The sequence below is a fragment of the Klebsiella sp. K4 genome (assembly GCF_014596785.2).
GTDB lineage: Bacteria > Pseudomonadota > Gammaproteobacteria > Enterobacterales > Enterobacteriaceae > Klebsiella > Klebsiella pneumoniae.
Genome location: NZ_CP115021.1, coordinates 4,012,143 through 4,035,727, shown reverse-complemented (window position 1 = coordinate 4,035,727; position 23,585 = coordinate 4,012,143). Strand labels below are relative to the sequence as shown.

The following is a 23,585-nucleotide window of genomic DNA, read 5'->3' as shown; positions in this document are numbered from 1 at the left end:
GGTTGAATCAGATGAAAGGACAAGAAACTCGTGGTTTTCAGTCAGAAGTAAAGCAGCTTCTGCACCTGATGATCCATTCCCTCTATTCCAACAAAGAAATCTTTCTGCGTGAGCTGATTTCCAACGCCTCTGATGCGGCCGATAAGCTGCGTTTCCGCGCGCTGTCGCAGCCGGATTTGTATGAGGGAGACGGCGAGCTGCGCGTGCGGGTTTCGTTTGATAAAGACAACCGCACCCTGACCATCGCCGATAACGGTATCGGTATGAACCGGGAAGAGGTTATCGACCATCTCGGCACCATCGCCAAATCCGGCACCAAAGCGTTCCTCGAATCGATGGGTTCCGACCAGGCGAAGGATAGCCAGCTGATCGGTCAGTTCGGCGTCGGCTTCTATTCGGCCTTCATCGTGGCGGACAAAGTGACCGTGCGTACCCGTGCGGCGGGCGACAAGCCGGAAAACGGCGTGTTCTGGGAATCCGCCGGCGAAGGCGAATATACCGTAGCTGATATCACCAAAGCCGATCGCGGCACCGAAATCACCCTGCATCTGCGCGAAGGCGAAGATGATTTCCTCAACGACTGGCGCGTGCGCTCTATCATCAGCAAGTATTCCGACCATATCGCGCTGCCGGTTGAGATTGAAAAACGGGAAGAGAAAGACGGCGAAACCGTGATTTCGTGGGAAAAAATCAACAAGGCGCAGGCCCTGTGGACCCGCAGCAAATCCGAAGTTAACGACGACGAATACAAAGAGTTTTATAAGCATATCGCTCACGACTACAGCGACCCGCTGACCTGGAGCCACAACCGCGTGGAAGGTAAGCAGGAGTACACCAGCCTGCTGTATATCCCGTCGCAGGCGCCGTGGGATATGTGGAACCGCGATCATAAACACGGCCTGAAGCTGTACGTCCAGCGTGTGTTCATCATGGACGACGCCGAGCAGTTTATGCCGAACTACCTGCGCTTCGTGCGCGGCCTGATCGATTCCAACGATCTGCCGCTGAACGTCTCCCGTGAAATCCTGCAGGACAGCAGCGTGACCCGCAACCTGCGCACCGCGCTGACCAAACGCGCGCTGCAGATGCTGGATAAGCTGGCGAAAGACGACGCTGAAAAATATCAAACCTTCTGGAAACAGTTCGGCCTGGTGCTGAAAGAGGGCCCGGCGGAAGATCCGAGCAACCAGGAAGCGATCGCCAAACTGCTGCGTTTCGCGACCACCCATACCGACTCCTCCGCGCAGACCGTGTCGCTGGAAGAGTATGTCTCACGCATGAAAGAAGGTCAGGAGAAGATCTACTACATCACAGCCGACAGCTATGCGGCGGCGAAGAGCAGCCCGCACCTTGAGCTGCTGCGTAAGAAAGGGATCGAAGTGCTGCTGCTCTCCGATCGCATCGACGAGTGGATGATGAGCTACCTGACCGAGTTCGACGGCAAAGCGTTCCAGTCTGTCGCTAAAGCCGACGAGTCGCTGGACAAGCTGGCGGATGAAGTAGACGAGTCCACCAAAGAAGCCGAAAAAGCGCTGGAGCCGTTCGTTGAGCGGGTGAAAAACCTGCTTGGCGACCGGGTGAAAGAGGTACGTCTGACCCATCGTCTGACCGACACCCCGGCGATTGTCACCACCGACGCCGACGAGATGAGCACTCAGATGGCGAAGCTGTTCGCGGCAGCGGGCCAGGCGGCGCCGGAAGTGAAATACATCTTCGAACTGAACCCGGCGCATCAGCTGGTGAAACGCGCGGCCGATACCCAGGACGACGCGCAGTTCGGCGAATGGGTGGAACTGCTGCTGGATCAGGCGCTGCTGGCCGAGCGCGGCACGCTGGAAGATCCGAACCAGTTTATCCGCCGTATGAACCAGCTGCTGGCTTCCTGACGCGAACCTGAACGAGTAGCCCGGCCGAGCGACGAGACGCCGGGAACGGGATAAATGCCCCGTCTGAGCGATGTGCTCAGGCGGGGCATTTCACATTGGATTGCATAAAATATCTCACCATTAACCGTTTCAGCCGCACCGCCTTCCTTGAGCCATCGCCGTTCTGGTGGTATGGTTTAGCGTTTTTGAAAAATTGAATCGACTTTTGAGGGGATTTTCGTAATGCGTATTATTCTGCTTGGCGCTCCGGGCGCGGGTAAAGGAACTCAGGCTCAGTTCATCATGGAGAAATACGGTATTCCGCAAATCTCCACCGGCGATATGCTGCGCGCGGCGGTAAAATCCGGCTCTGAGCTCGGTAAGCAAGCGAAAGACATTATGGACGCTGGCAAGCTGGTGACCGATGAGCTGGTCATCGCGCTGGTGAAAGAGCGTATCGCCCAGGAAGATTGCCGTAACGGCTTCCTGCTGGACGGCTTCCCGCGGACCATTCCGCAGGCTGACGCCATGAAAGAGGCGGGCATTACCGTTGATTACGTGCTGGAATTCGACGTGCCGGACGAACTGATCGTCGACCGCATCGTTGGCCGTCGCGTCCACGCGGCATCCGGTCGCGTATACCACATCAAATTCAATCCGCCGAAGGTGGAAGGTAAAGACGACGTGACCGGCGAAGAGCTGACCACCCGTAAAGACGATCAGGAAGAGACCGTGCGTAAGCGTCTGGTAGAATACCATCAGATGACAGCGCCGCTGATCGGCTACTACACCAAAGAAGCGCAGGCGGGCAACACCAAATACGCCAAAGTCGACGGCACCAAAGCGGTAGCTGACGTGCGCGCCGAACTGGAAAAAATCCTCGGCTGATAAAGCCTTTTCTCATCCTGCTGCGGCAGGATGAGAACTCCTCTCATTTCTACCTTTTGCTATGATTGGTTCCGTTTAGCGCCATTTCAGCTACAATTGGCTGCGATTCAAATGGTTAAGAGGCGGTAATGCATCAGACGAAAACAGGTATCTTGCTGGCCAATTTAGGCACTCCCGATGCGCCCACCCCCGGGGCGGTGAAGCGCTATCTGCGACAATTCCTCAGCGACAAACGGGTGGTGGATACGTCTCGTCTGCTATGGTGGCCGCTGCTGCGCGGCGTCATACTGCCGATTCGCTCCCCGCGCGTGGCGAAGCTCTATCAGTCCGTGTGGATGGAAGAGGGATCGCCGCTGATGGTGTATAGTCGTCGCCAGCAGCAGGCGCTGGCTGCCAGGCTGCCGGATACCCCGGTGGCGCTGGGCATGAGTTATGGTTCACCGTCACTGGCCAGCGCGGTGGATGACTTACTGGCGCAGGGGGTGGAGCACATCGTGGTGCTGCCGCTGTATCCGCAATATTCCTGCTCGACGGTGGCCGCCGTCTGGGACGAACTGGCGCGGATTCTGGCGAAAAAGCGCGCCATTCCGGGTATCTCGTTTATTCGCGACTATGCCGAACATCCGGACTATATCCATGCGCTGGCGGCCAGCGTGCGCGCTTCCTTCGCGGTGCATGGGGAACCGGATCTGCTGCTGCTCTCCTATCATGGGATCCCGCAGCGCTATGCCAACCAGGGCGATGATTATCCTCAGCGCTGTCGCGATACGACGCGGGAACTGGTTTCCGCGCTGGGGCTGCCGCCGGAGCGGGTGATGATGACTTTCCAGTCGCGCTTTGGCCGGGAACCCTGGCTGACGCCGTACACCGATGAAACGCTAAAGATGCTCGGCGAGAAAGGGACGAAGCATATTCAGGTGCTGTGCCCGGGGTTTGCCGCCGACTGTCTCGAAACGCTGGAAGAAATCGCCGTCCAGAACCGGGAAATATTCCTCGAAGCAGGCGGCAAGCAATATGAATATATTCCGGCGCTTAATGCGGACGCAGCGCATATTGAGATGATGGTCAATCTGACGGCGCCTTATCGCTGATCGCGCGCAGGGCGGGGAATATGCTACTATTTCCCGCTTGTTCCCTGTTATTTAAGCGCCACTATGAAATTTCCCGGTAAACGCAAATCTAAACACTATTTTCCCGTTAACGCCCGCGATCCGCTGCTGCAGCAAATTCAGCCGGAGAATGAATCCAGCGTCTCCTGGGTGGTCGGTATCGACCAGACGCTGGTGGATATCGAAGCGAAAGTGGATGAGGCGTTTATCGTGCGCTACGGCCTGAGCGCGGGCCATTCGCTGGTGATTGAAGATGACGTCGCCGAGGCGCTGTACCAGGAGCTGGTGCGCAACAATCTCATTACCCATCAGTTTGCCGGCGGCACCATCGGCAATACCATGCACAACTACTCGGTGCTGGCGGACGATCGCTCGGTGCTGCTTGGCGTGATGTGCAGCAATATCGAAATCGGCGGCTATGCCTATCGTTACCTGTGCAATACCTCCAGCCGCACCGATCTGAACTATCTGCAGGGCGTCGACGGCGCCATTGGCCGCTGCTTTACCCTGATCGGTGACAGCGGCGAGCGCACCTTCGCCATCAGCCCGGGCCACATGAACAAGCTGCGTCCGGAAAGCATTCCGGAAGCGGTGATCGCCGGCGCCTCGGCGCTTGTGCTGACCTCTTACCTGGTCCGCTGCAAGCCGGGCGAGCCGATGCCGGACGCCACGATGAAGGCTATTGAGTATGCCAAAAAGCACGATGTGCCGGTGGTGTTAACCCTCGGAACCAAATACGTGATTGCCGATAACCCGGCGTGGTGGCAGGAGTTCCTGCAGGAGCATGTCTCTATTCTGGCAATGAACGAAGAGGAAGGGGAAGCGCTGACCGGCTTTGCCGATCCGCTGTCAGCGGCGAATAAGGCGCTGGACTGGGTCGACCTGGTGCTGTGCACCGCCGGCCCGGCGGGCCTGTATATGGCGGGCTTCACTGAAGAAGAGGCGAAGCGTAAAACCCAGCATCCGCTGCTGCCGGGGGCGATCCCGGAGTTTAACCAGTTTGAATTCAGCCGCGCGATGCGTCACCAGGATTGCGTTAATCCGCTGCGCATATATTCCCATATCGCTCCCTATATGGGCGGCCCCGAGAAGATCATGAACACCAACGGCGCAGGCGACGGCGCGCTGGCGGCGCTGCTGCATGACATCACCGCCAATAACTACCACCGCAATAACGTCCCCAACTCCAGCAAGCACAAATGCAAATGGCTGACCTACTCCTCGCTGGCGCAGGTGTGTAAATATGCCAACCGCGTGAGCTATCAGGTGCTGAACCAGCACTCGCCGCGTTTAACCCGCGGCCTGCCGGAGCGTGAGGACAGCCTGGAAGAGGCGTACTGGGATCGGTAAGCGCGTCCCTCTCCCGGCGGGGAGAGGGCAGTACATCAGCCGGTGACCACTTCGCCGGCCGGTGGCGTTTCCAGAAGCCGCAGCATGGCGCGGGCAATTTCCCGTTCGCCCATCACCACCTGATTGGCTCCGCGATCGATAATGTAGTCCACTTCGTCATCATAATGGGCGCGGGCGATAATCTCGATATTCGGACATTTTTCCCGTGCGGAAGCGACAATCTCTCCGGCCTCGTAGCCGTTAGGGATTGTCAGCAGCAGCCAGCGGGCGCAATCGAGATGCGCCAGCTCCATGATCTCTTCATTGGCGGCATTGCCGAGCACCGCGCTGATCCCGCGCTCGCGTAGCTCATCCACGCGGGTGCGCGAGGTTTCAACCACCACCAGCGGGATCCCCTGGGCCATCAGCTTCTCGCCCAGCAGGCTGCCGACGCGGCCGAAGCCGACCAACAGCGCGTGGTTGCAGATATCGACCGGCACCTGCTTCTCGTCTTCCAGGACCTCTTCCAGCGTCTGCTCGTCGAGGGTTTCGGTTTTATCGAGATATTTTTCCAGCAGGGTAAACAGCACCGGGTTGAGCATAATTGAGATGATCGCCCCGGCCAGCACCAGATTTTGTCCGGCCTGCGGCAGCAGGTTAAGCGCCATTCCCAGGCCGGCGAGAATAAAGGCAAACTCGCCAATCTGCGCCAGGCTGGCGGCGATGGTCAGCGCGGTGCGCGGCGAGTGACCAAACATCCGCACAAGGAAAAAGGCGGCTGCGGATTTACCAAAGATAATAATCGCCAGCGTCGCCAGCACCGCCAGCGGCTGTTGGACCAGCACCATCGGGTCAAACAGCATGCCGACGGAGACGAAGAACAGCACCGCGAAGGCGTCGCGCAGCGGCAGGGTGTCATGGGCGGCGCGGTGGCTGAGCTCGGATTCGTTAAGCACCATGCCGGCAAAGAAGGCGCCGAGGGCAAAAGAGACATCAAACAGCTCCACGGCGCCGAAGGCGATGCCCAGCGCCAGGGCCAGCACCGACAGAGTGAACAGCTCGCGTGAGCCGGTGGCGGCGCTGCGCGACATGATCCACGGCACCAGCCGGCGGCCGACCAGCATCATAATGGCGATAAAGGCCACCACTTTGCCAATGGTGATCCCGAGGTCGAGGGCCAGGGACGCGAAGCCGACGTTGCCTTTCTCCGCCATACCGGCAATCGCTGGCAGCAGGACCAGCGTCAGGACCATCACCAGGTCTTCCACAATCAGCCAGCCGATGGCGATTTGCCCGCGCTGGCTGTCAATCAGTTGTCGTTCCTCCAGCGCGCGCAGCAGCACTACGGTACTGGCGGTGGAGAGGCACAGGCCAAAGACGATGCCGGTCATCAGCGACCAGCCGAGGGCGGCGGAGAGCGCCATACCCAGCAGCGTCGCCACGGCTATCTGGGCGATAGCCCCGGGGATGGCGATCGATTTTACCGCCATCAGGTCTTTAAGTGAGAAATGCAGCCCGACGCCGAACATCAGCAGAATGACGCCAAGTTCCGCCAGTTCCGGAGCCAGTTTGGTGTCAGCAACAAAGCCAGGGGTGAAAGGTCCGGCCAGCACGCCCGCTAAGAGATATCCCACCAGAGGAGAAATACGTAGCTTATTGGCAATCATGCCGAGAATAAAGGCGAGCACGAGGCCGCCGACAATGGTGGTGATAAGCGGTGTTGCGTGGTGCATTCCGTCTCCTTTCCAGTGGTGTATCGGTCCATTTTGCTACCCTGTCCGGGTAATAGTTTATGACAAAAACGTTCACTTTGTTTATGAATAATTCTTGAGTTGTGCAAAAAAATGCAATTAGCCGATGAAAAGGCACAGAAGGGAAAATGGCGGGGGGAAATCGTGGAACAGGCTGATGACACAAGGGTTAACGGCGGCCAGGGTTGCACTTTGGCCGCCGAATAATCAGGCTTTTTGCCGGTTATCAGGAAGGAATATCGTCAGGAATCCCAGCAGCGGCAGGAAGGCGCAGATTTTATAAACCAGATCGATGCTGGTATGGTCCGCCAGCAGGCCTAACACCGCGGCGCCAAGGCCGCCCATGCCAAAGGCGAAGCCGAAAAACAGGCCAGAAACCATGCCGATGCGTCCCGGCAGCAGTTCCTGCGCATAGACCAGAATAGCGGAAAAGGCCGAGGCGAGGATAAAACCAATGATCACCGTTAAAATCCCCGTCCATTCAAGGCTGGCGTAGGGTAAAACAAGGGTGAAAGGCGCTACGCCGAGGATAGAGCCCCAAATCACATATTTACGCCCAATTTTATCGCCAACAGGCCCGCCAATTACCGTCCCGGCAGCCACTGCGAACAGGAAGGTAAACAGATGAAGCTGAGCGTTTTGCACCGTTAAGCCGAATTTATGCATCAGATAAAAGGTGTAATAGCTACTAATGCTCGCCATATAGAAATATTTCGAGAAAATCAGCATCAGCAGAATGCCTACCGCCAGAATAACCTTCTTGCGCGGCAGCGGATTAACGATGGCCGGTTTCGGTTTGCCCTTATTCATTCGATGCTGCGCGGCATACCAGCGGCTGATTTGCGACAGCACGACAATAGCCAGCAGAGCGGCCAGCACAAACCAGGCGACGTTGCCTTTGCCGTACGGGGCGATGATCACCGCCGCCAGCAATGGGCCAAGCGAGCTGCCGAAATTGCCGCCCACCTGGAACAGCGACTGGGCCAGGCCGTGACGGCCGCCGGAGGCCATCCGCGCCACGCGGGATGATTCCGGATGGAAAACCGAGGAGCCAGTACCTACCAGCGCGGCGGCCAGCAGCACCATGCCGAAGCTACCGGCCAGCGCGAGGAGAATCAAACCGCAGAGGGTGAAGCACATGCCCACCGGCAGCGACCACGGCATCGAGCGTTTATCGGTGATGTAGCCAATCACCGGCTGGAATAGCGATGAGGTGAGCTGGAAGGTCAGGGTGATCATGCCGATCTGCACGAAGGTAAGGGAGAACTCCGCCTGCAGCAGCGGGTAGATAGCGAGAATAAGCGACTGGATCATATCGTTAAGCAAATGGGACAGGCTGATCGCGCCTAAGATGCCAAACGAGGTGCGTGCTTTTTGCGGCGGCGCAGCGGGGCCGGACAAGGGTTGAGCGGTCTGATTGATTGCCATAGGTTCACGTCACTTTTTTATATAGCTTTCGTCTTTTGTCCGCCATGGCGACTGCCCTGATTTTCCCGGCTACTGCATGGGAAATATGACGAACGGGCTGACGCAATGCCATACAACGCGAAGGCGTATAGAGGATGCAGGTAGAATTATTATCCGACTAACATACCTGTTGATAAGGTTTGAAGGAAGTCGCAATTCTGAAAACATATTTGTCAACGCGACTCACTCGCTATACTTTCGGCACTTGGGATTAAGTCAGGGAGTGAAGCATGCATTATTTCAAACACAGCGTAGCGCTGGCGCTATTCGCCGCTTTATCGCTGGGCAGCCTGTCGGCACAGGCCTATGAGCAGGATAAAACCTATAAAATTACCATCCTGCACACCAACGATCACCACGGCCATTTCTGGCGCAATGACTACGGCGAATATGGCCTGGCGGCGCAGAAAACGCTGGTCGATGGCATCCGGAAAGAGGTGGCGGCGGAAGGGGGAAGCGTCCTGCTGTTATCCGGCGGCGATATTAATACCGGCGTACCGGAGTCTGATTTACAGGATGCAGAGCCCGATTTTCGCGGCATGAACCTGATCGGCTACGACGCGATGGCGGTGGGAAACCATGAATTCGATAATCCGCTGAGCGTACTGCGCCAGCAGGAAAAGTGGGCTAAGTTCCCGTTCCTGTCGGCCAATATTTATCAGAAAAGCACCGGCGAACGGCTGTTCAAACCCTGGGCGTTGTTTAAGCGCGGTGGGCTGAAAATCGCGGTGATTGGCTTAACCACCGACGATACGGCCAAGATTGGCAATCCGGAATATTTCACCGATATTGAATTCCGCAAACCGGCGGAAGAGGCGAAGCTGGTTATCCAGGAGCTGCAGCAGAATGAAAAGCCGGACGTGATCCTGGCCACCACCCATATGGGCCATTACGACAATGGCAACCACGGCTCTAATGCGCCGGGCGATGTTGAAATGGCGCGGAGTTTACCTGCGGGATCGCTGGCGATGATCGTCGGCGGTCACTCGCAGGATCCGGTATGCATGGCGGCGGAAAATAAAAAGCAGGTCGATTATGTGCCAGGCACCCCGTGCGCTCCGGATCGTCAGAACGGCATCTGGATCGTCCAGGCGCATGAGTGGGGCAAATACGTCGGCCGCGCCGATTTTGAGTTCCGCAACGGCGAGATGAAGCTGGTGCACTATCAGCTGATCCCGGTCAACCTGAAGAAAAAAGTGACTTACGATAACGGCCAAAGCGAGCGGGTGCTGTATACGCCGCAGATCGCCGAGAACCCGCAGATGATGTCGCTGCTGACGCCGTTCCAGAACAAAGGCAAGGCGCAGCTGCAGGTCAAAATCGGCAGCGTGAATGGTCATCTGGAGGGCGACCGCAGTAAAGTGCGCTTTGTGCAGACCAATATGGGCCACCTGCTGCTGGCGGCGCAAATGGCGCGCAGCAACGCGGATTTCGCGGTGATGAGCGGCGGCGGGATCCGCGACTCCATTGAGGCGGGGGATATCACCTACAAAGATGTGATGAAGGTCCAGCCGTTCGGCAATGTGCTGACCTATGTCGATATGAACGGCAAGGAGGTAGTGGATTACCTGACCGCCGTCGCGCAGATGAAGCCGGATTCCGGCGCTTATCCGCAGTTTGCCAACGTCAGTTTCGTGGCCAAAGACGGTAAGCTGAACGATCTGAAAATCAGAGGCGAACCGGTGGATCCGGCGAAGACCTATCGGATGGCGACGCTGAGCTTTAACGCCACCGGCGGCGATGGCTATCCGAACATCGCCGATAAACCCGGGTATGTGAATACCGGCTTTATCGATGCCGAAGTGCTGAAAGAGTATATCGAGAAGAACTCGCCGCTGGATGCCGCCGCCTATGAGCCGAAAGGCGAGGTGAGCTGGCAGTAAGCCTGGGCTTCAGGTTGGCTATTTCCCCGGTGGCGCTACGCTTACCGGGGCTACAAGTTGGGTATCCCGGATAAGGCGCGTGCGCCGCTATCCGGGATCGTTTTATCAATCGCGGCGGGCGATATCGGCGAACTTCGCATCGAGAAGCTGCGCCAGATCGCTGGCCGCCAGCTCAATATCCAGCCCGCGTTTGCCGCCGGAAATATAGATGGTGGCAAATTCCTGCGCCGGGGCGTCAATCACCGTCGGCAGGCGCTTCTTCTGCCCCAGCGGACTGATGCCGCCCACCAGATAGCCGGTGATACGCTGCGCCACCATCGGGTCGGCCATGTCGACTTTCTTAGCGCCCAGCGCTTTCGCCACTTTCTTCAAATCCAGCTGCCCGGCGACCGGAGTGACGGCCACCGCCAGATGCTTCATATCGCCGTTCACGGCGACCAGCAAGGTCTTGTAAACCTGGTCGGCATTGAGGCCGAGCTTGCGCACCACTTCATCTCCGAAGTTGGTCTCATTGGGATCGTGATCGTAACTGTGGATCTGAAAGGAAATTTTGTTTTTTTCGAGTAATTTAACGGCGGGAGTCATAGCTATCCTTCTTACCAACCGGTTTTGCGTGACGTCAGAATACGCCCGCAGGTTGTCTAAAAAATAGTACCATCTTGCGCAATAGTGTTGGCAGTGATGGTCACTTTGAGCGACAATCAGACGATCCGGGATGCAAATCCCGGGATAATAATAATGATGAAATTCCTCTTTGACGGGCCAATAGCAATATTGGCCATTTTTTTTATGTCAGCATATCCGGCAGATTCCCTTCGCCATACAGGTGCAGCGCGCCGACGGCAACCACGTAGCGCCCCGGCGGCAAGGCCAGCAGCGTCTCGCGCCAGGCGAGGTTGCGCTGGTGCATCAGCACATCATATAAAGACTGGCTAAAGGTCGTCGGCAGCGATACCGCGCCGCGCGACGGCGGTTGCTCCAGCCACCAGCCGATCATGACCTGCAGTAAACGGGCGTTGGTGCGCCAGTGGGTCAGCGTATCCTCCAGCAGCGCCATCCCCCCGTCGGGCAGATCGCGCAGCAGCGCGATTTGGCTGTCGGCGCCTTCCAGCTCCATCACCGCTATGTTGCTCTCGCGGGCGGCCATCAGCAACTGATAATCGATGCCGTAATCCGGTCGCAGCCCCAGCTTCTGCGCCTGGGTGGCCTGCAGGACCATCGCCACCTGCCACAGCGGCTGGCTGTCGAACAGCCCGACCGACAGGCCCAGCTCGCCGGCTCGCGCCTCTAGCTCGCTCAGCTGCGCATCGCTCAGGCGTTCCGCCAGCGGTGGGTAAGTGGGGAGATTGCTAAACGGGGTTTCATTGCCGCTGATATCGGCCTCGACGATTAACGCATCGGCCTGGCGTATTTTTTTCAGAAGCTTCGCCGGCGGCGGCGCCATGTCGCGGGTGCCCATATGGATACTGCCGACGAGGTGCAAATAGCGTTCGCCGGGCAGGACGATATCCATCGCAGGCCAGGAATAAGACGAGCCGACGGCGGCTCGCCACAGCATTTTTATCCGGTTTAACAGGCCCATACGCGCTCCGAAGTGTGAGGACTTCATGCTAGCGCATATGGTGATACACGTCACCCTTCCGGCGGGCTTTTCTTGTCCCGGCAAAAAAACGGGCGCCGAACAACGTCGGCGCCCGTTTCATCTGACGGCGTTTACTCTTTTGGTTTAAAGCGCAGCAAGCGGTTGGCGTTACTCACCACGGTGATCGACGACAGCGCCATCGCCGCGCCGGCGACCACCGGGTTGAGCAGGGTGCCGGTCAGCGGCCAGAGGATCCCGGCGGCAATCGGGATACCCAGCGAGTTGTAGACAAACGCGCCCAGCAGGTTCTGCTTCATATTGCGTAACGTTGCTTTCGAAATCGCCAGCGCATCGGCCACGCCGTGAAGACTATGGCGCATCAGGGTGATCGCCGCGGTTTCAATAGCGACATCGCTGCCGCCGCCCATGGCGATCCCGACATCCGCCTGGGCCAGCGCCGGGGCGTCGTTAATCCCATCGCCAACCATCGCCACTTTGTGCCCCTGGCTCTGCAGACGCTTAATGGCATCGGCTTTACCGTCCGGCAGCACGCCGGCGATCACTTCATCAATGCCGGCTTCTTTGGCGATAGCCTTCGCGGTGGTGGGGTTATCCCCGGTAAGCATCACCAGCCGGTAGCCCTGCCGATGCAAACGCGCCAGGGCGTCGACGCTGTCTTCGCGCAGCGGGTCGCGGATGGCGAACAGCGCGGCGGCCTGACCATCCACCGCCAGCAGCACCGGCGTGGCGCCGCGTGAGGCCTGGGCTGTCATCTCGCTTTCCACCTCGGCGGTATTGATATGCTGCTCGTTGAGCAGCGCCTGGTTACCGAGCAGCAGACGATGACCTTCCGCCTCGCCGCTGACGCCAAGGCCGCGCAGGGTGCGGAAGCCGCTGACTTCCGGCAATGGGCCGTCGGCAGCTTTATCAAGGATCGCTCGCGCCAGCGGATGGCTTGAGCCCTGCTCCAGCGCGGCGGCAAGACGCAGCGCGGTATGCTCATCAACGCCAGCGAAAGTTTTCACTGCCACCACCTGCGGCTTGCCTTCGGTCAGGGTGCCGGTTTTATCGAACACCAGGGTGTCGAGTTCACTGGCGCGCTGTAGCGCATCGGCATCGCGCACCAGCACGCCGTACTCCGCCGCCCGGCCAACGCCGGAGATAATCGACATCGGCGTCGCCAGGCCTAAGGCGCACGGACAGGCGATAATCAGTACCGTGGTGGCAATGACCAGGGTATAGACGATCTGCGGCGCCGGGCCGAAGAAGTACCAGATCGCAGCGCTGATCAGCGCAATGACGACCACCGCCGGAACAAATACGGCGGAGATTTTATCCGCCAGCTGGCCGATCTCCGGTTTGCTGCTCTGCGCCTGGCGCACCATGCGGATAATTCTTGCCAGCGTGGTCTGGCTGCCGACGGCGCTGGCGGTAAACAGCACGCTGCCATCCTGCACCACGGTCCCGGCGTGAATGGCGTCGCCATCGCCTTTTTGCTGCGGCACCGGTTCGCCGGTGAGCATCGCTTCATCAAACCAGGCTTCGCCCTGGCTTATCACGCCGTCGACCGGGACGCGGTCGCCGGTAGTCAGGCGCAGCGTCATGCCCGCCTGAACTTCCGCGAGCGGCAGATCTTTCTCGCCCTCGGGCGTGACGACCCGCGCCGAAGGCGGCGTCAGGTCGAGCAGTTTTTCCAGCGCTTTCGAGGAGCGCTGACGCGCGCGGGCCTCCAGCATATGGCCGAGGTTAATCAGGCCGATAATCATCGCGCTGGCTTCGTAATAGAGATGGCGGGCTTCCATCGGGAACCACTGCGGCCACAGGTTGACGCTCATCGAGTACAGCCAGGCGACGCCGGTGCCGAGCGCCACCAGCGTATCCATGGTGGCGGTGCCGTTTTTCAGGCTTTTCCACGCGCTGCGGTAGAAGTGGCCGCCGGCGAAGACCATGACGGCGAGGGTGACAAGGCCGATAACCAGCCACAGCGAACGGTTGTCGTCGCTGACCATCATGTTATCGCCGATCATGCCCCAGACCATCACCGGCACGCCGACCAGCAGGGCGACAATCGCCTGCCAGCGAAAACGTTTCATCGTCGCGAGGGCGGTTTCCTGCTGGCGTTCGCGGCGTTGCAGATCGTCTTCGATCGCCTCCGCGCCATAGCCGGCTTTCTCCACCGCCTGCACTAATTCAGCGGCGGACGCACTGCCCATCACCAGCGCCGTGCGTTCCGCCAGGTTTACCCGCGCCTGTGAGACGCCCGGCACCGCGGCAAGCGCGTTTTGTACCCGGGAGACGCAGCTGGCGCAGCTCATGCCGTTGATCAGCAGCTGTTGACTGTCATCTTCGTCATGGGCTGCCGGAAGCTCAGGAGTGGCCGCTGTCAGTGCTTCCGACGGGATTGATGATTCTGCCAGCGGTTTAGCCTTTGGGTGGCTGAGCTCCGCGCCGTATCCGGCTTGTTTAACGGTATCAATCAGCGCTTGCGCGCTGGCGCTGCCCGTCACATGGGCTTCAGTGAGGGTGACTTCCGCTTGCTCAACGTCAGGACGCTGCTCCAGACTCTCTTTCACGCGTTTGACGCAGTGGCCGCAGGAGAGGCCATCCAGCGTCAGGTCGATAGTGTTAGACATAAATAACTCCTGAATAATTTTCCGGTCAACGATTGACCAGACCCACTCTTTCATCGAGTATTAAGAAGGTTAAACCTTCCAGCAAGGGGAAGGTCAAGGAGAAAAAATGAATATCAGCGATGTGGCGAAAAAAACCGGCTTAACCAGCAAAGCGATTCGTTTTTATGAAGAGAAGGGGCTGGTGACGCCGCCGTTGCGGAGCGAAAACGGCTACCGCACCTATAGTCAGCAGCATCTCGATGAGCTGACGCTGCTGCGCCAGGCGCGGCAGGTGGGGTTTAACCTGGAAGAGTGCCGCGAACTGGTGGCCCTGTTCAACGACCCGTCGCGGCACAGCGCCGATGTGAAAAAACGCACGCTGGAGAAAGTGGCGGATATCGAGAACCATATCCGCGAGCTGCAAAATATGCGCGCGCACCTGCTGGCGCTGGCCGAATCCTGCCCCGGCGACGACAGCGCGGAGTGCCCGATTATCGATAATCTTTCCGGCTGCTGCCATCGCAAGGCGCAGGCTTAACGGACGGCGGGTCTGATTCGTAGCGTAATCCCTTCTACGGCAATCACTTCAACCTTGCTGCCCGCCGCGAAGTCTTCATCGGCAATCACCGGCCAGGAGCTGTCGCCCACGCGGACGTGGCCGCGGCCGTTCACCAGCGGGGCATCCAGCGTCAGGCGGCGGCCCACCAGTTGCTGCCCGCGCTGGTTGAGCTGGGCATCGGCCGGGTGCTGCGTTTTGACGCGCTTGCGCAGCCATTTCGACCACAGCCACGCCGCCAGCAGGGTGAGAACGGCAAACAGCGTGCCTTGCCATTCCCAGCTCAGCGGCAGGAGCCAGGTCAGGGCGCCGGTCACCACGCCGGCGACGCCGCTCCACAGCAGGTATCCGCTGCCGCCCAGCATCTCGGCCGCCAGCAGCAGCCCGCCGAGGCTTAGCCAGAACAGATGGGGGTGTGCGAGGATCATGCCGATCATGATTTTTTCCGATCGCCAGCGCCTTCTTTGATCAGCTCGCTGATCCCGGCGATCGATCCCATCAGGCTGCTGGCATCCAGCGGCATCAATACCACTTTGCTGTTGTTAGCGGCGCCAATCTGCTGCAGCGCATCGGTGTATTTCTGCGCCACGAAGTAGTTGATCGCCTGAATATCGCCCGAGGCGATCGCCGAGGAGACCATTTGGGTGGCGCGGGCTTCCGCTTCGGCGGACCGTTCGCGAGCCTCCGCCTGCAGGAACGCGGACTGCCGTTCGCCCTCGGCCTTGAGGATCTGCGACTGCTTTTCCCCTTCCGCTTTCAGAATTTCCGCCTGTCGCACCCCTTCGGCCTCAAGGATGTACGCGCGTTTGGTACGTTCGGCTTTCATCTGGGCGTTCATCGAGGCGATAAGCTCCGCCGGCGGGCGAACGTCGCGAATTTCGACGCGGGTGATTTTCACCCCCCACGGGTTGGTGGCGTCGTCAACGATATGCAGCAGGCGGGTGTTAATGCTGTCGCGCTGGGAGAGCATTTCGTCCAGCTCCATTGAGCCGAGCACGGTACGGATGTTGGTCATCGTCAGGTTGACGATCGCCTGCTCAAGATTGCTGACCTCGTAGGCGGCCTTTGGCGCGTCGATCACCTGAATAAAACAGACCGCGTCGATGGTGACGTTGGCGTTATCCCGGGAGATAACCTCCTGCGAGGGGATATCGAGCACCTGCTCCATCATGTTCACTTTGCGGCCGATACGGTCCATAAACGGCACGACTAAGCTTAATCCCGGCTGCAGCGTCTGGGTAAAACGCCCGAAGCGCTCCACCGTCCACTGGTAGCCCTGCGGGACAATTTTCACCGCCGCGGCCACAATAACCAGCGCGACGAAAATAAGGATAGGAATAAAAATTAGCATCAAAAACCTCCTGTCTTGTTGCCTGGCGGGGCGCTACAAGGAAATAGCGCATGTTTAAACTGAGTATATCTTTCTCCTCATCCTGGAGAAAGGAAAGTGCGGTAAACTAGCGGTGTTTCAGAAAATAATCAGGAAGACTCATGAAGGAAAATAACGCGCTTTTGCGTCTCGACGGTGTGGGGTTTAAGACCGACGATGCCGTTATTTTACACAATATCAATTTTCAGCTTCGCGCCGGAGAATTCAAGTTGATTACCGGCCCTTCCGGCTGCGGGAAAAGTACCTTGCTGAAGATTATCGCCTCGCTGCTCAGCCCAACCTCCGGGCGCCTGTTTTTCGACGATGCGGATGTCGCGACGCTGTCGCCGGAAAGGTATCGCCAACAGGTCTCTTACTGCGCGCAGACGCCGGCCCTGTTCGGTGATTCGGTTTACGATAATCTGATTTTTCCGTGGCAGATCCGCAATAAACAACCGGATCCGCAGGCGCTGCTGGCCGACCTGCAGCGCTTTGGCCTTGACGAAAATATGCTGGAAAAATCCATTAATGAACTCTCCGGCGGGGAAAAGCAGCGCGTATCGCTGATCCGCAATCTACAATTTCTGCCGCGCGTGCTGCTGCTGGACGAAATTACCAGCGCGCTGGATGAAAGTAATAAACAGAATGTGAATGAAATTATTCATGGCTACGCAACGGAAAAACAGGTCGCTGTTCTGTGGGTCACCCACGATCGCAATGAAATTTCGCATGCCGATGAAGTGATTACGCTGCAACCTGCCGGCGGAAATATGCAGGAGGTACAGCATGAACGGGCATAACATTACGAACGAATCGCTGGCGCTGTCGATGGTGCTGGTGCTGATCGCTATTCTGGTCAGCTATCGGGAAAAGCTGGCGCTGGAAAAAGATATTATCTGGAGTATTTGCCGGGCGATCGTGCAGCTGATAATCGTCGGCTATGTGCTGAAATATATCTTTAACGTCAATCATGCGGTTCTGACGCTGTTGATGGTGCTGTTTATCTGCTTTAACGCGGCGTGGAATGCGAAGAAGCGCAGTAAATATATCGACAAAGCTTTTATCTCGTCGTTTATCGCCATCACTACTGGCGCTGGACTAACGCTGGCGGTACTGGTGTTTTCTGGCTCGATCGCCTTCGTGCCGATGCAGGTGATCCCGATTGCCGGGATGGTGGCCGGGAACGCCATGGTGGCGGTAGGGCTGTGCTACAACAATATGGGCCAGCGCTTCAGCAGCGAGCAGCAGCAGATTCAGGAGAAACTGAGCCTCGGCGCGACGCCGAAGATGGCCTCAGCGCGGCTGATTCGCGAGAGCATTCGCGCGTCATTGATTCCCACCGTCGATTCGGCGAAAACGGTCGGTCTGGTGAGCTTGCCTGGGATGATGTCGGGGCTGATTTTTGCCGGTATTGATCCGGTGAAGGCGATTAAGTACCAGATCATGGTGACCTTTATGCTGCTGTCGACCGCCAGCCTGTCGACGATTATCGCCGGCTATCTGACCTACCGGAAGTTCTTCAACGCCCGCCATCAGCTGGTGGTGACGCAGCTGAAAAAGCGCCCGTGAACGATCCCGGGTTGCGGCGTTCACGCCTTACCCGGGCTACTTAGGCTACGTTCCGCATAGTTCGCGTAGCCCGGATAAGCGCAGCGCTATCCGGGGAGGCAACGGATTAGTACAGCAGCGAATAGAGCTGACGACGATATTTGGCGGCCAGCGCATCGCCGGTACCGAGGGCGGCGAGGATCTCCTGCAGCATCTTGCGCGCCTGGCCATCGCCGGCGCCTAAATCTTTCTGCAGATGGCTGAACAGCAGGGCCAGCGCTTCTTCATTACGCCCGACCTGATGCAGCTGCAGCGCCAGCTGGGAGGCCAACTGCGCATCCTCCGGATTCTGTTCCACCTGCTGCTGCAGCTGCTGGATTTCCGGGGTGTCGGCGGCCTGTTTGAGCAACTCAATCTGCGCCACCAGACCCTGATAGTGGGTATCCTGATCCTGCAGAGGAATGGTTTTCAGCACGCTTTCCGCTTCATCGGAACGGTGCAGAGCAATCAGCGTTTCCGCCAGCAGCAGGCCAATCTGGCTTTCCTGATTCGACAGCTGCCAGGCTTCCTTCAGCAGCGGCAGGGCATCGGCGTATTTTTCTTCCTGCATCAGGGCCAGCGCCTGCTGAGCTTTCAGCTCCTCTTCACGGGGCAGGACTTTATCGAGCAGGGCGCGGATCGCTTCTTCCGGCTGCGGGCCTTCAAAACCATCCACCGGCTGGCCGTTCTGGAACAGATAAACCGTAGGGATGGCGCGCAGACCAAACTGTGAGGCGAGCATCTGCTCGGCGTCGCAATCGACCTTCGCCAGCGTGAACTGGCCGTTGTATTGGGCTGCCAGGCGCTCGAGCACCGGGGTCAGCTGTTCGCAGTGCTGGCTGCGGGCAGACCAGAAATAAAACAGCACCGGAACGTTCATGGACTGCTGTAGCGTCTGCTGCAGGTTCGCTTCGCTAATGTTGACAATATTCTGTTCGGACATGGGCATTTCTCGTTAGTCGATTTCTGTTTTACATGGGGGCGGCATTCCGCGCTTCAACTCAGCCGTGGATAATTTTGTCCATCGCGCGGGCAGGCAGCAGGCGCTTAAGCAGCGCCACCGCGTGGGTGACCAGGGTGACCGGATAGCGCAGCTTTGGTTTATCGCTGGTAAAAGCATGGCGCACTTTTTCCACCACCGCCTCCGGCCCGAGGGTAAAGCGGGCGGCGATGCCCGGATTTTCTACGGGCTTATCGCTTTGCGTCTGGTTGACGTTATCGGTAAAGCGGGTGCGGATCGGGCCCGGTTCAATCAGGCTGACCTGAATACCGCTGTGGCGCAGCTCCATGCGCAGCGCGTCGGACCACGCCTCGAGGGCATATTTACTGGCGGCATAGGCTCCGCGGCCGGGACTGGCGATAAGCCCCATCACCGAGGAGGTCATCACGATGCGCCCTTCGCCGTGCGGCGTCATCGCCGGCAGCAGCAGCATGGTGAGCTGATGCGCGCCGAAAAAGTTAGCGGAAAATTGCTGTTCCATCTGCTGCCGGCTGATGGTGTTCAGCGGGCCATAGACGCCATACCCGGCGTTATTGAACAGGCCGTAGAGACGATTATCGGTCAGCGCAATCACCTCCGCTGCCGCGCGCTCCACGCTCTGCGGGTCATCCAGATCGAGCAAAATACCGGTTAGCCCCAGCTCCTGCATCCGCGCGACATCCTCTGCTTTGCGGCAGGCCGCCAGCACGCGAAAGCCCTGGCGGGTTAAATCCAGCGCGCTTTCCAGACCAATTCCGCTGGAACAGCCTGTCACTAAAACCGTTTTTTGCATAACTTTACCTGTCAGCGACCCCTGGCGTTCAGGAGTCATGATTAACTAAGGGAGCCAGCCGCTTCGCCATCCAGTCGGCGATAAACGGCTGCGCGTCGCGATTTGGGTGAATGCCGTCGTCCTGCATCCATTGCGGCTTGAGATAGACCTCCTCCATAAAAAAGGGCAGGAGAGGAATAGCGAATTCTTTGGCCAGGGCCGGGTAAATCGCGCCGAAGGCTTCATTATAGCGGCGGCCATAGTTCGCCGGCAGGTGAATTTGCATCAGCAGCGGCTCGGCGTTGGCCGCTTTGATATCTTTAATAATGGTGCGCAGCGTCTGCTCGGTCTGCTGCGGCGGAAAACCGCGCAGTCCGTCATTGCCGCCGAGCTCAACCAGCACCCAGCGCGGCTGGTGCTGCTTAAGCAGCGCTGGCAGGCGAGCCAACCCCTGCTGCGAGGTATCGCCGCTGATGCTGGCGTTCACCACCGGCGTTTTCGCCTGCCACTGCTCATTGAGCAGCGCCGGCCAGGCGGCGTTGGCCGCCATCCGATAGCCAGCGCTCAGGCTGTCGCCGAGGATCAGCAGCGTGTCCGCCGCCATCGCGCGGCAGGTAAACAGGAACAACAACAGGAAAGGCACATGCCAGCGGAAAACATACTTGAAGTTCATCATCTTAAGAAGTCCGTCGGTCAGGGGGAGCATCAGCTCTCCATCCTTACCGGAGTTGAGCTGGTTGTCAAACCGCGGCAGACCATCGCCCTGATCGGCGAGTCGGGTTCCGGTAAATCGACCCTGCTGGCGATCCTCGCCGGCCTCGACGATGGCAGCAGCGGGGAAGTATCGATGCTGGGCAAACCGCTGCACCGGATGGATGAAGAGGCTCGGGCGGCGCTGCGGGCGCAGCACGTTGGTTTTGTTTTTCAGTCGTTTATGCTGATCCCGACGCTCAACGCCCTGGAGAACGTCGAGCTGCCGGCGCTGTTGCGCGGCGCCAGCGATAGCCAGAGCCGGGGCGATGCCCGCGCGCTGCTTGAGCAGCTGGGACTTGGCAAACGCCTGCACCACCTGCCGGCGCAGCTCTCCGGCGGCGAACAGCAGCGGGTGGCGCTGGCCCGGGCCTTTAACGGGCGCCCGGCCATTCTGTTCGCCGATGAGCCCACCGGCAACCTCGATCGCCAGACCGGGGACAAAATTGCCGATCTGCTGTTCTCGCTTAATCGCGAACACGGCACCACCCTGATCCTCGTCACTCACGATCCGCTGCTGGCGGCGCGCTGCGATCGCCGTCTGCGCCTGGTGGATGGCCAGCTGCGGGAGGAAGCATGATCGCCCGCTGGTTCTGGCGCGAATGGCGCTCGCCGTCGCTGCTGATCGTCTGGCTGGCGTTAAGCCTCGCCGTGGCCTGCGTGCTGGCCCTGGGGTCGATAAGCGATCGGATGGAGAAAGGCCTTAGCCAGCAAAGCCGTGAGTTTATGGCCGGCGACCGTACGCTGCGCAGTTCGCGCGAGGTACCCGCCGAGTGGATCGCACAGGCGCGGAAGTCAGGGTTGACCGTCGGCGAGCAGCTGAGCTTTGCCACCATGACGTTCGCCGGGGATACGCCGCAGCTGGCGGACGTTAAGGCGGTGGACGACCGCTATCCGCTGTATGGCACCCTCGAGACGCAGCCGCCGGGGCTGAAGCCGCAGGCGGGGAGCGTGCTGCTGGCGCCAAGGCTGATGGCGCTCCTGAACCTGAAAACCGGCGATACGATTGACGTTGGCGATGCCACGCTGCGCATTGCCGGGGAGGTGATTCAGGAGCCGGATGCAGGGTTTAACCCCTTCCAGATGGCGCCGCGGCTGATGATGAATATGGCCGACGTGGCAAAAACCGGGGCCGTGCAGCCCGGCAGTCGCGTCGCATGGCGCTATAAGTTCGCCGGCGACGCTGAACAGCTGGCCAATTATGAGCAGTGGCTGCTGCCGAAGCTCGGCCCGGAGCATCGCTGGATTGGCCTTGACCAGGACGACAGCGCGCTGGGCAAATCCCTCGAACGCTCGCAGCAATTCCTGTTGTTATCCGCGCTGTTGACGCTGCTGCTGGCCGTCGCCGCAGTGGCGGTAGCGATGAGCCACTACTGCCGCAGCCGCTATGATCTGGTCGCCATACTTAAGACGCTGGGCGCCGGACGGTCGCAGCTGCGCAAGCTTATCGTCGGCCAATGGCTGCTGCTGTTGACGCTGTCGGTGATAACCGGCGGGGTGGCGGGCCTGGCGCTGGAGCGTCTGCTGCTGCTGGTGCTCAAACCGGTGCTGCCCGCCGCGTTACCCGCTGCCAGCGGTTGGCCGTGGCTGTGGGCTATCGGGGCGACAGGCGTCATTTCCCTGCTGGTGGGCCTGCGACCCTATCGACTGCTGCTGGCGACCCTGCCGCTGCGAGTGCTGCGTCAGGATGTGGTGGCTAACGTCTGGCCGTTGAAAATCTGGATCCCGGCGGTTAGCGTCGTGGTGGTGGGCCTGTTGGCCTGGCTGCTTGGCGGCAGCCCGCTGCTGTGGTCGGTGCTGGCCGGGGCGGTGCTGCTGGCGCTGCTGTGCGGCCTGGTGGGCTGGGGATTGCTGTGGCTGCTCAAACGCCTGACGCTCAAAGCCTTGCCGCTGCGTCTGGCGGTGAACCGCCTGCTGCGCCAGCCGTGGTCGACCCTCAGCCAGCTGGCGGCGTTTTCCCTGTCGTTTATGCTGCTGGCGCTCCTGTTGGTGCTGCGCGGCGATCTGCTTGACCGCTGGCAGCAGCAGTTGCCCCCGCAGAGCCCGAACTACTTTCTGATCAATATCGCCCCTGAGCAGATAGTGCCGGTGAAGACCTTCCTTGCCGAACACCAGACGCGGGCGGCGGAATTCTATCCGATCGTCCGGGCCCGTCTGACGCAGATCAACGGTCAATCCACGGACGGAAACAAAGACGAAGCGCTGAATCGCGAGCTTAATCTCACCTGGAGCGAACAGCGTCCGGATCATAATCCGCTGGTCGCCGGCAGCTGGCCGCCGAAGCCGGGCGAGGTATCGATTGAGGAGGGGCTGGCGCAGCGGCTGGGGATAAAGATCGGCGATACAGTGACCTTTACCGGCGATACCCAGGAGTTCAGCGCGAAGGTCAGCAGCGCGCGCAAAGTAGACTGGGAGAGCCTGCGGCCAAACTTCTTCTTTATTTTCCCCTCCGGGGCGCTGGACGGGCAGCCGCAGAGCTGGCTCACCAGCTTCCGCTGGGATAACGGTCCCGCGATGTTGACCCAGCTGAACCGCGAGTTTCCCACCGTCAGTCTGCTGGATATCGGCGCCATCCTGCGTCAGGTCGGCCAGGTGCTCTCCCAGGTCAGCCGGGCGCTGGAGGTGATGGTAGGCCTGGTGACGGCCTGCGGCGTGCTGCTGTTGCTGGCGCAGGTGCAGGTCGGTATGCGTCAACGCCATCAGGAGCTGGTGGTCTGGCGCACGCTGGGGGCAGGAAAATCGCTGCTGCGCGCTACGCTGTGGGCGGAGTTTGCCCTGCTGGGGCTGGTTTCCGGCCTGGTGGCGGCGATAGGCGCGGAAGTGGCGCTGGCGATGCTGCAGACGAAAGTCTTTGATTTTCCCTGGGCGCCGGACTGGCGCCTGTGGGTGTTGCTGCCGCTGACGGGAGCGGTGTTGTTATCCCTGTGCGGCGGCGGGCTGGGGCTGCGTCTGTTAAAAGGGAAAGCGCTATTCCGCCAGTTTAGCCAGTAAGAATATTGCATTTTGATGATGCGCCGCCGTTTTTGGCGGCGCTTTTATTTTAAACGCACAAATTGATAAATCATTGATTTTTAAGAGCACAAAAC

The 23,585-nt window shown here is 59.2% G+C and carries 21 protein-coding genes; 10 read left to right on the top strand and 11 right to left on the bottom strand.

Annotated features, from left to right (window positions below; translation table 11 throughout):
* Positions 1 to 11 precede the first annotated feature (11 nt).
* The 4 genes from htpG (at position 12) to IB144_RS19995 (ending at position 5,212) form a co-directional block, all read left to right on the top strand.
* On the top strand, positions 12 to 1,886 hold the full coding sequence (htpG, locus tag IB144_RS20010) for a molecular chaperone HtpG (RefSeq protein WP_004177228.1): 1,875 nt from the start codon (positions 12 to 14) through the stop codon (positions 1,884 to 1,886).
* Positions 1,887 to 2,108: 222 nt separating this feature from the next.
* On the top strand, positions 2,109 to 2,753 hold the full coding sequence (gene adk, locus IB144_RS20005; protein WP_002892184.1) for an adenylate kinase: 645 nt from the start codon (positions 2,109 to 2,111) through the stop codon (positions 2,751 to 2,753).
* Positions 2,754 to 2,881: 128 nt separating this feature from the next.
* The gene (hemH, locus tag IB144_RS20000; RefSeq protein WP_002892189.1) at positions 2,882 to 3,844 is read left to right on the top strand and encodes a ferrochelatase; all 963 of its coding nucleotides are present in this window, start codon (positions 2,882 to 2,884) and stop codon (positions 3,842 to 3,844) included.
* Positions 3,845 to 3,907: 63 nt separating this feature from the next.
* Positions 3,908 to 5,212 (top strand): inosine/guanosine kinase, encoded by a 1,305-nt coding sequence (locus IB144_RS19995; RefSeq protein WP_002892192.1) that lies wholly within the window; start codon positions 3,908 to 3,910, stop codon positions 5,210 to 5,212.
* Between the two features lie 35 nt (positions 5,213 to 5,247).
* Here the strand turns inward: IB144_RS19995 and ybaL are convergent, their stop codons facing one another.
* Both ybaL and IB144_RS19985 read right to left on the bottom strand, forming a co-directional pair.
* Positions 5,248 to 6,924, bottom strand: a complete 1,677-nt coding sequence (gene ybaL, locus IB144_RS19990; protein WP_002892195.1) for a YbaL family putative K(+) efflux transporter — start codon at positions 6,922 to 6,924, stop codon at positions 5,248 to 5,250.
* 225 nt (positions 6,925 to 7,149) lie between these two features.
* Complete coding sequence (locus IB144_RS19985) at positions 7,150 to 8,370, bottom strand: MFS transporter (RefSeq protein ID WP_040215205.1); 1,221 nt, start codon at positions 8,368 to 8,370, stop codon at positions 7,150 to 7,152.
* A 269-nt stretch (positions 8,371 to 8,639) separates the two neighbouring features.
* Between IB144_RS19985 and ushA the strand changes: the two genes are divergently transcribed.
* Positions 8,640 to 10,292, top strand: coding sequence for a bifunctional UDP-sugar hydrolase/5'-nucleotidase UshA (gene ushA / locus IB144_RS19980; protein WP_065888844.1), 1,653 nt, complete (start codon positions 8,640 to 8,642; stop codon positions 10,290 to 10,292).
* A gap of 105 nt (positions 10,293 to 10,397) precedes the next feature.
* On the opposite strand, the gene ybaK is transcribed toward ushA, so the two are convergent.
* The 3 genes from ybaK to copA all read right to left on the bottom strand — a co-directional run bounded on the left by ybaK (position 10,398) and on the right by copA (position 14,507).
* Positions 10,398 to 10,877: a Cys-tRNA(Pro)/Cys-tRNA(Cys) deacylase YbaK gene (ybaK, locus tag IB144_RS19975; protein WP_002892205.1), complete on the bottom strand. Its 480-nt coding sequence runs from the start codon at positions 10,875 to 10,877 to the stop codon at positions 10,398 to 10,400.
* Between the two features lie 202 nt (positions 10,878 to 11,079).
* A complete protein-coding gene (locus IB144_RS19970; protein WP_004151327.1) occupies positions 11,080 to 11,874 on the bottom strand; it encodes a TraB/GumN family protein in 795 nt (264 codons plus the stop codon).
* 131 nt (positions 11,875 to 12,005) lie between these two features.
* Positions 12,006 to 14,507 (bottom strand): copper-exporting P-type ATPase CopA, encoded by a 2,502-nt coding sequence (copA, locus tag IB144_RS19965; RefSeq protein WP_023312746.1) that lies wholly within the window; start codon positions 14,505 to 14,507, stop codon positions 12,006 to 12,008.
* 106 nt (positions 14,508 to 14,613) lie between these two features.
* Between copA and cueR the strand changes: the two genes are divergently transcribed.
* Positions 14,614 to 15,024, top strand: coding sequence for a Cu(I)-responsive transcriptional regulator (gene cueR / locus IB144_RS19960; protein ID WP_002892208.1), 411 nt, complete (start codon positions 14,614 to 14,616; stop codon positions 15,022 to 15,024).
* On the opposite strand, the gene IB144_RS19955 is transcribed toward cueR, so the two are convergent.
* Together IB144_RS19955 and IB144_RS19950 are read right to left on the bottom strand one after the other, a co-directional pair.
* Positions 15,021 to 15,479 carry an NfeD family protein gene (locus tag IB144_RS19955; protein WP_032434110.1) on the bottom strand — a complete coding sequence of 153 codons (459 nt, stop codon included), beginning with the start codon at positions 15,477 to 15,479 and terminating at the stop codon, positions 15,021 to 15,023. The genes cueR and IB144_RS19955 overlap by 4 nt on opposite strands.
* Positions 15,476 to 16,393 carry an SPFH domain-containing protein gene (locus IB144_RS19950; protein WP_002892258.1) on the bottom strand — a complete coding sequence of 306 codons (918 nt, stop codon included), beginning with the start codon at positions 16,391 to 16,393 and terminating at the stop codon, positions 15,476 to 15,478. Before IB144_RS19950 ends, IB144_RS19955 begins: the two co-directional genes overlap by 4 nt.
* A 140-nt stretch (positions 16,394 to 16,533) precedes the next feature.
* Here IB144_RS19950 and fetA point away from each other — a divergent pair, with 140 nt between their 5' ends.
* On the top strand, positions 16,534 to 17,211 hold the full coding sequence (gene fetA, locus IB144_RS19945) for an iron ABC transporter ATP-binding protein FetA (protein WP_004177224.1): 678 nt from the start codon (positions 16,534 to 16,536) through the stop codon (positions 17,209 to 17,211).
* Positions 17,198 to 17,980: an iron export ABC transporter permease subunit FetB gene (gene fetB, locus IB144_RS19940; protein WP_004177223.1), complete on the top strand. Its 783-nt coding sequence runs from the start codon at positions 17,198 to 17,200 to the stop codon at positions 17,978 to 17,980. Before fetA ends, fetB begins: the two co-directional genes overlap by 14 nt.
* Positions 17,981 to 18,086: 106 nt before the next feature.
* Here fetB and IB144_RS19935 read toward each other — a convergent pair whose 3' ends face one another.
* The 3 genes from IB144_RS19935 to tesA are packed head-to-tail and all read right to left on the bottom strand — an operon-like array spanning position 18,087 to position 20,422.
* Positions 18,087 to 18,941 (bottom strand): co-chaperone YbbN, encoded by an 855-nt coding sequence (locus IB144_RS19935; protein WP_002892263.1) that lies wholly within the window; start codon positions 18,939 to 18,941, stop codon positions 18,087 to 18,089.
* A 58-nt stretch (positions 18,942 to 18,999) separates the two neighbouring features.
* Positions 19,000 to 19,809, bottom strand: a complete 810-nt coding sequence (locus tag IB144_RS19930) for an SDR family oxidoreductase (RefSeq protein ID WP_009484702.1) — start codon at positions 19,807 to 19,809, stop codon at positions 19,000 to 19,002.
* Complete coding sequence (tesA, locus tag IB144_RS19925) at positions 19,799 to 20,422, bottom strand: multifunctional acyl-CoA thioesterase I/protease I/lysophospholipase L1 (protein WP_004196998.1); 624 nt, start codon at positions 20,420 to 20,422, stop codon at positions 19,799 to 19,801. The genes IB144_RS19930 and tesA overlap by 11 nt, the downstream gene beginning before the upstream one ends.
* On the opposite strand from tesA, the gene ybbA reads away from it, so the two are divergent.
* Positions 20,393 to 21,079: a putative ABC transporter ATP-binding protein YbbA gene (gene ybbA / locus IB144_RS19920; protein WP_004146399.1), complete on the top strand. Its 687-nt coding sequence runs from the start codon at positions 20,393 to 20,395 to the stop codon at positions 21,077 to 21,079. The genes tesA and ybbA overlap by 30 nt on opposite strands.
* Complete coding sequence (ybbP, locus tag IB144_RS19915) at positions 21,076 to 23,490, top strand: putative ABC transporter permease subunit YbbP (protein ID WP_038432013.1); 2,415 nt, start codon at positions 21,076 to 21,078, stop codon at positions 23,488 to 23,490. Before ybbA ends, ybbP begins: the two co-directional genes overlap by 4 nt.
* On the opposite strand, the gene IB144_RS19910 is transcribed toward ybbP, so the two are convergent.
* A complete protein-coding gene (locus IB144_RS19910) occupies positions 23,467 to 23,580 on the bottom strand; it encodes a hypothetical protein (protein ID WP_004219504.1) in 114 nt (37 codons plus the stop codon). The genes ybbP and IB144_RS19910 overlap by 24 nt on opposite strands.
* Positions 23,581 to 23,585 lie beyond the last annotated feature (5 nt).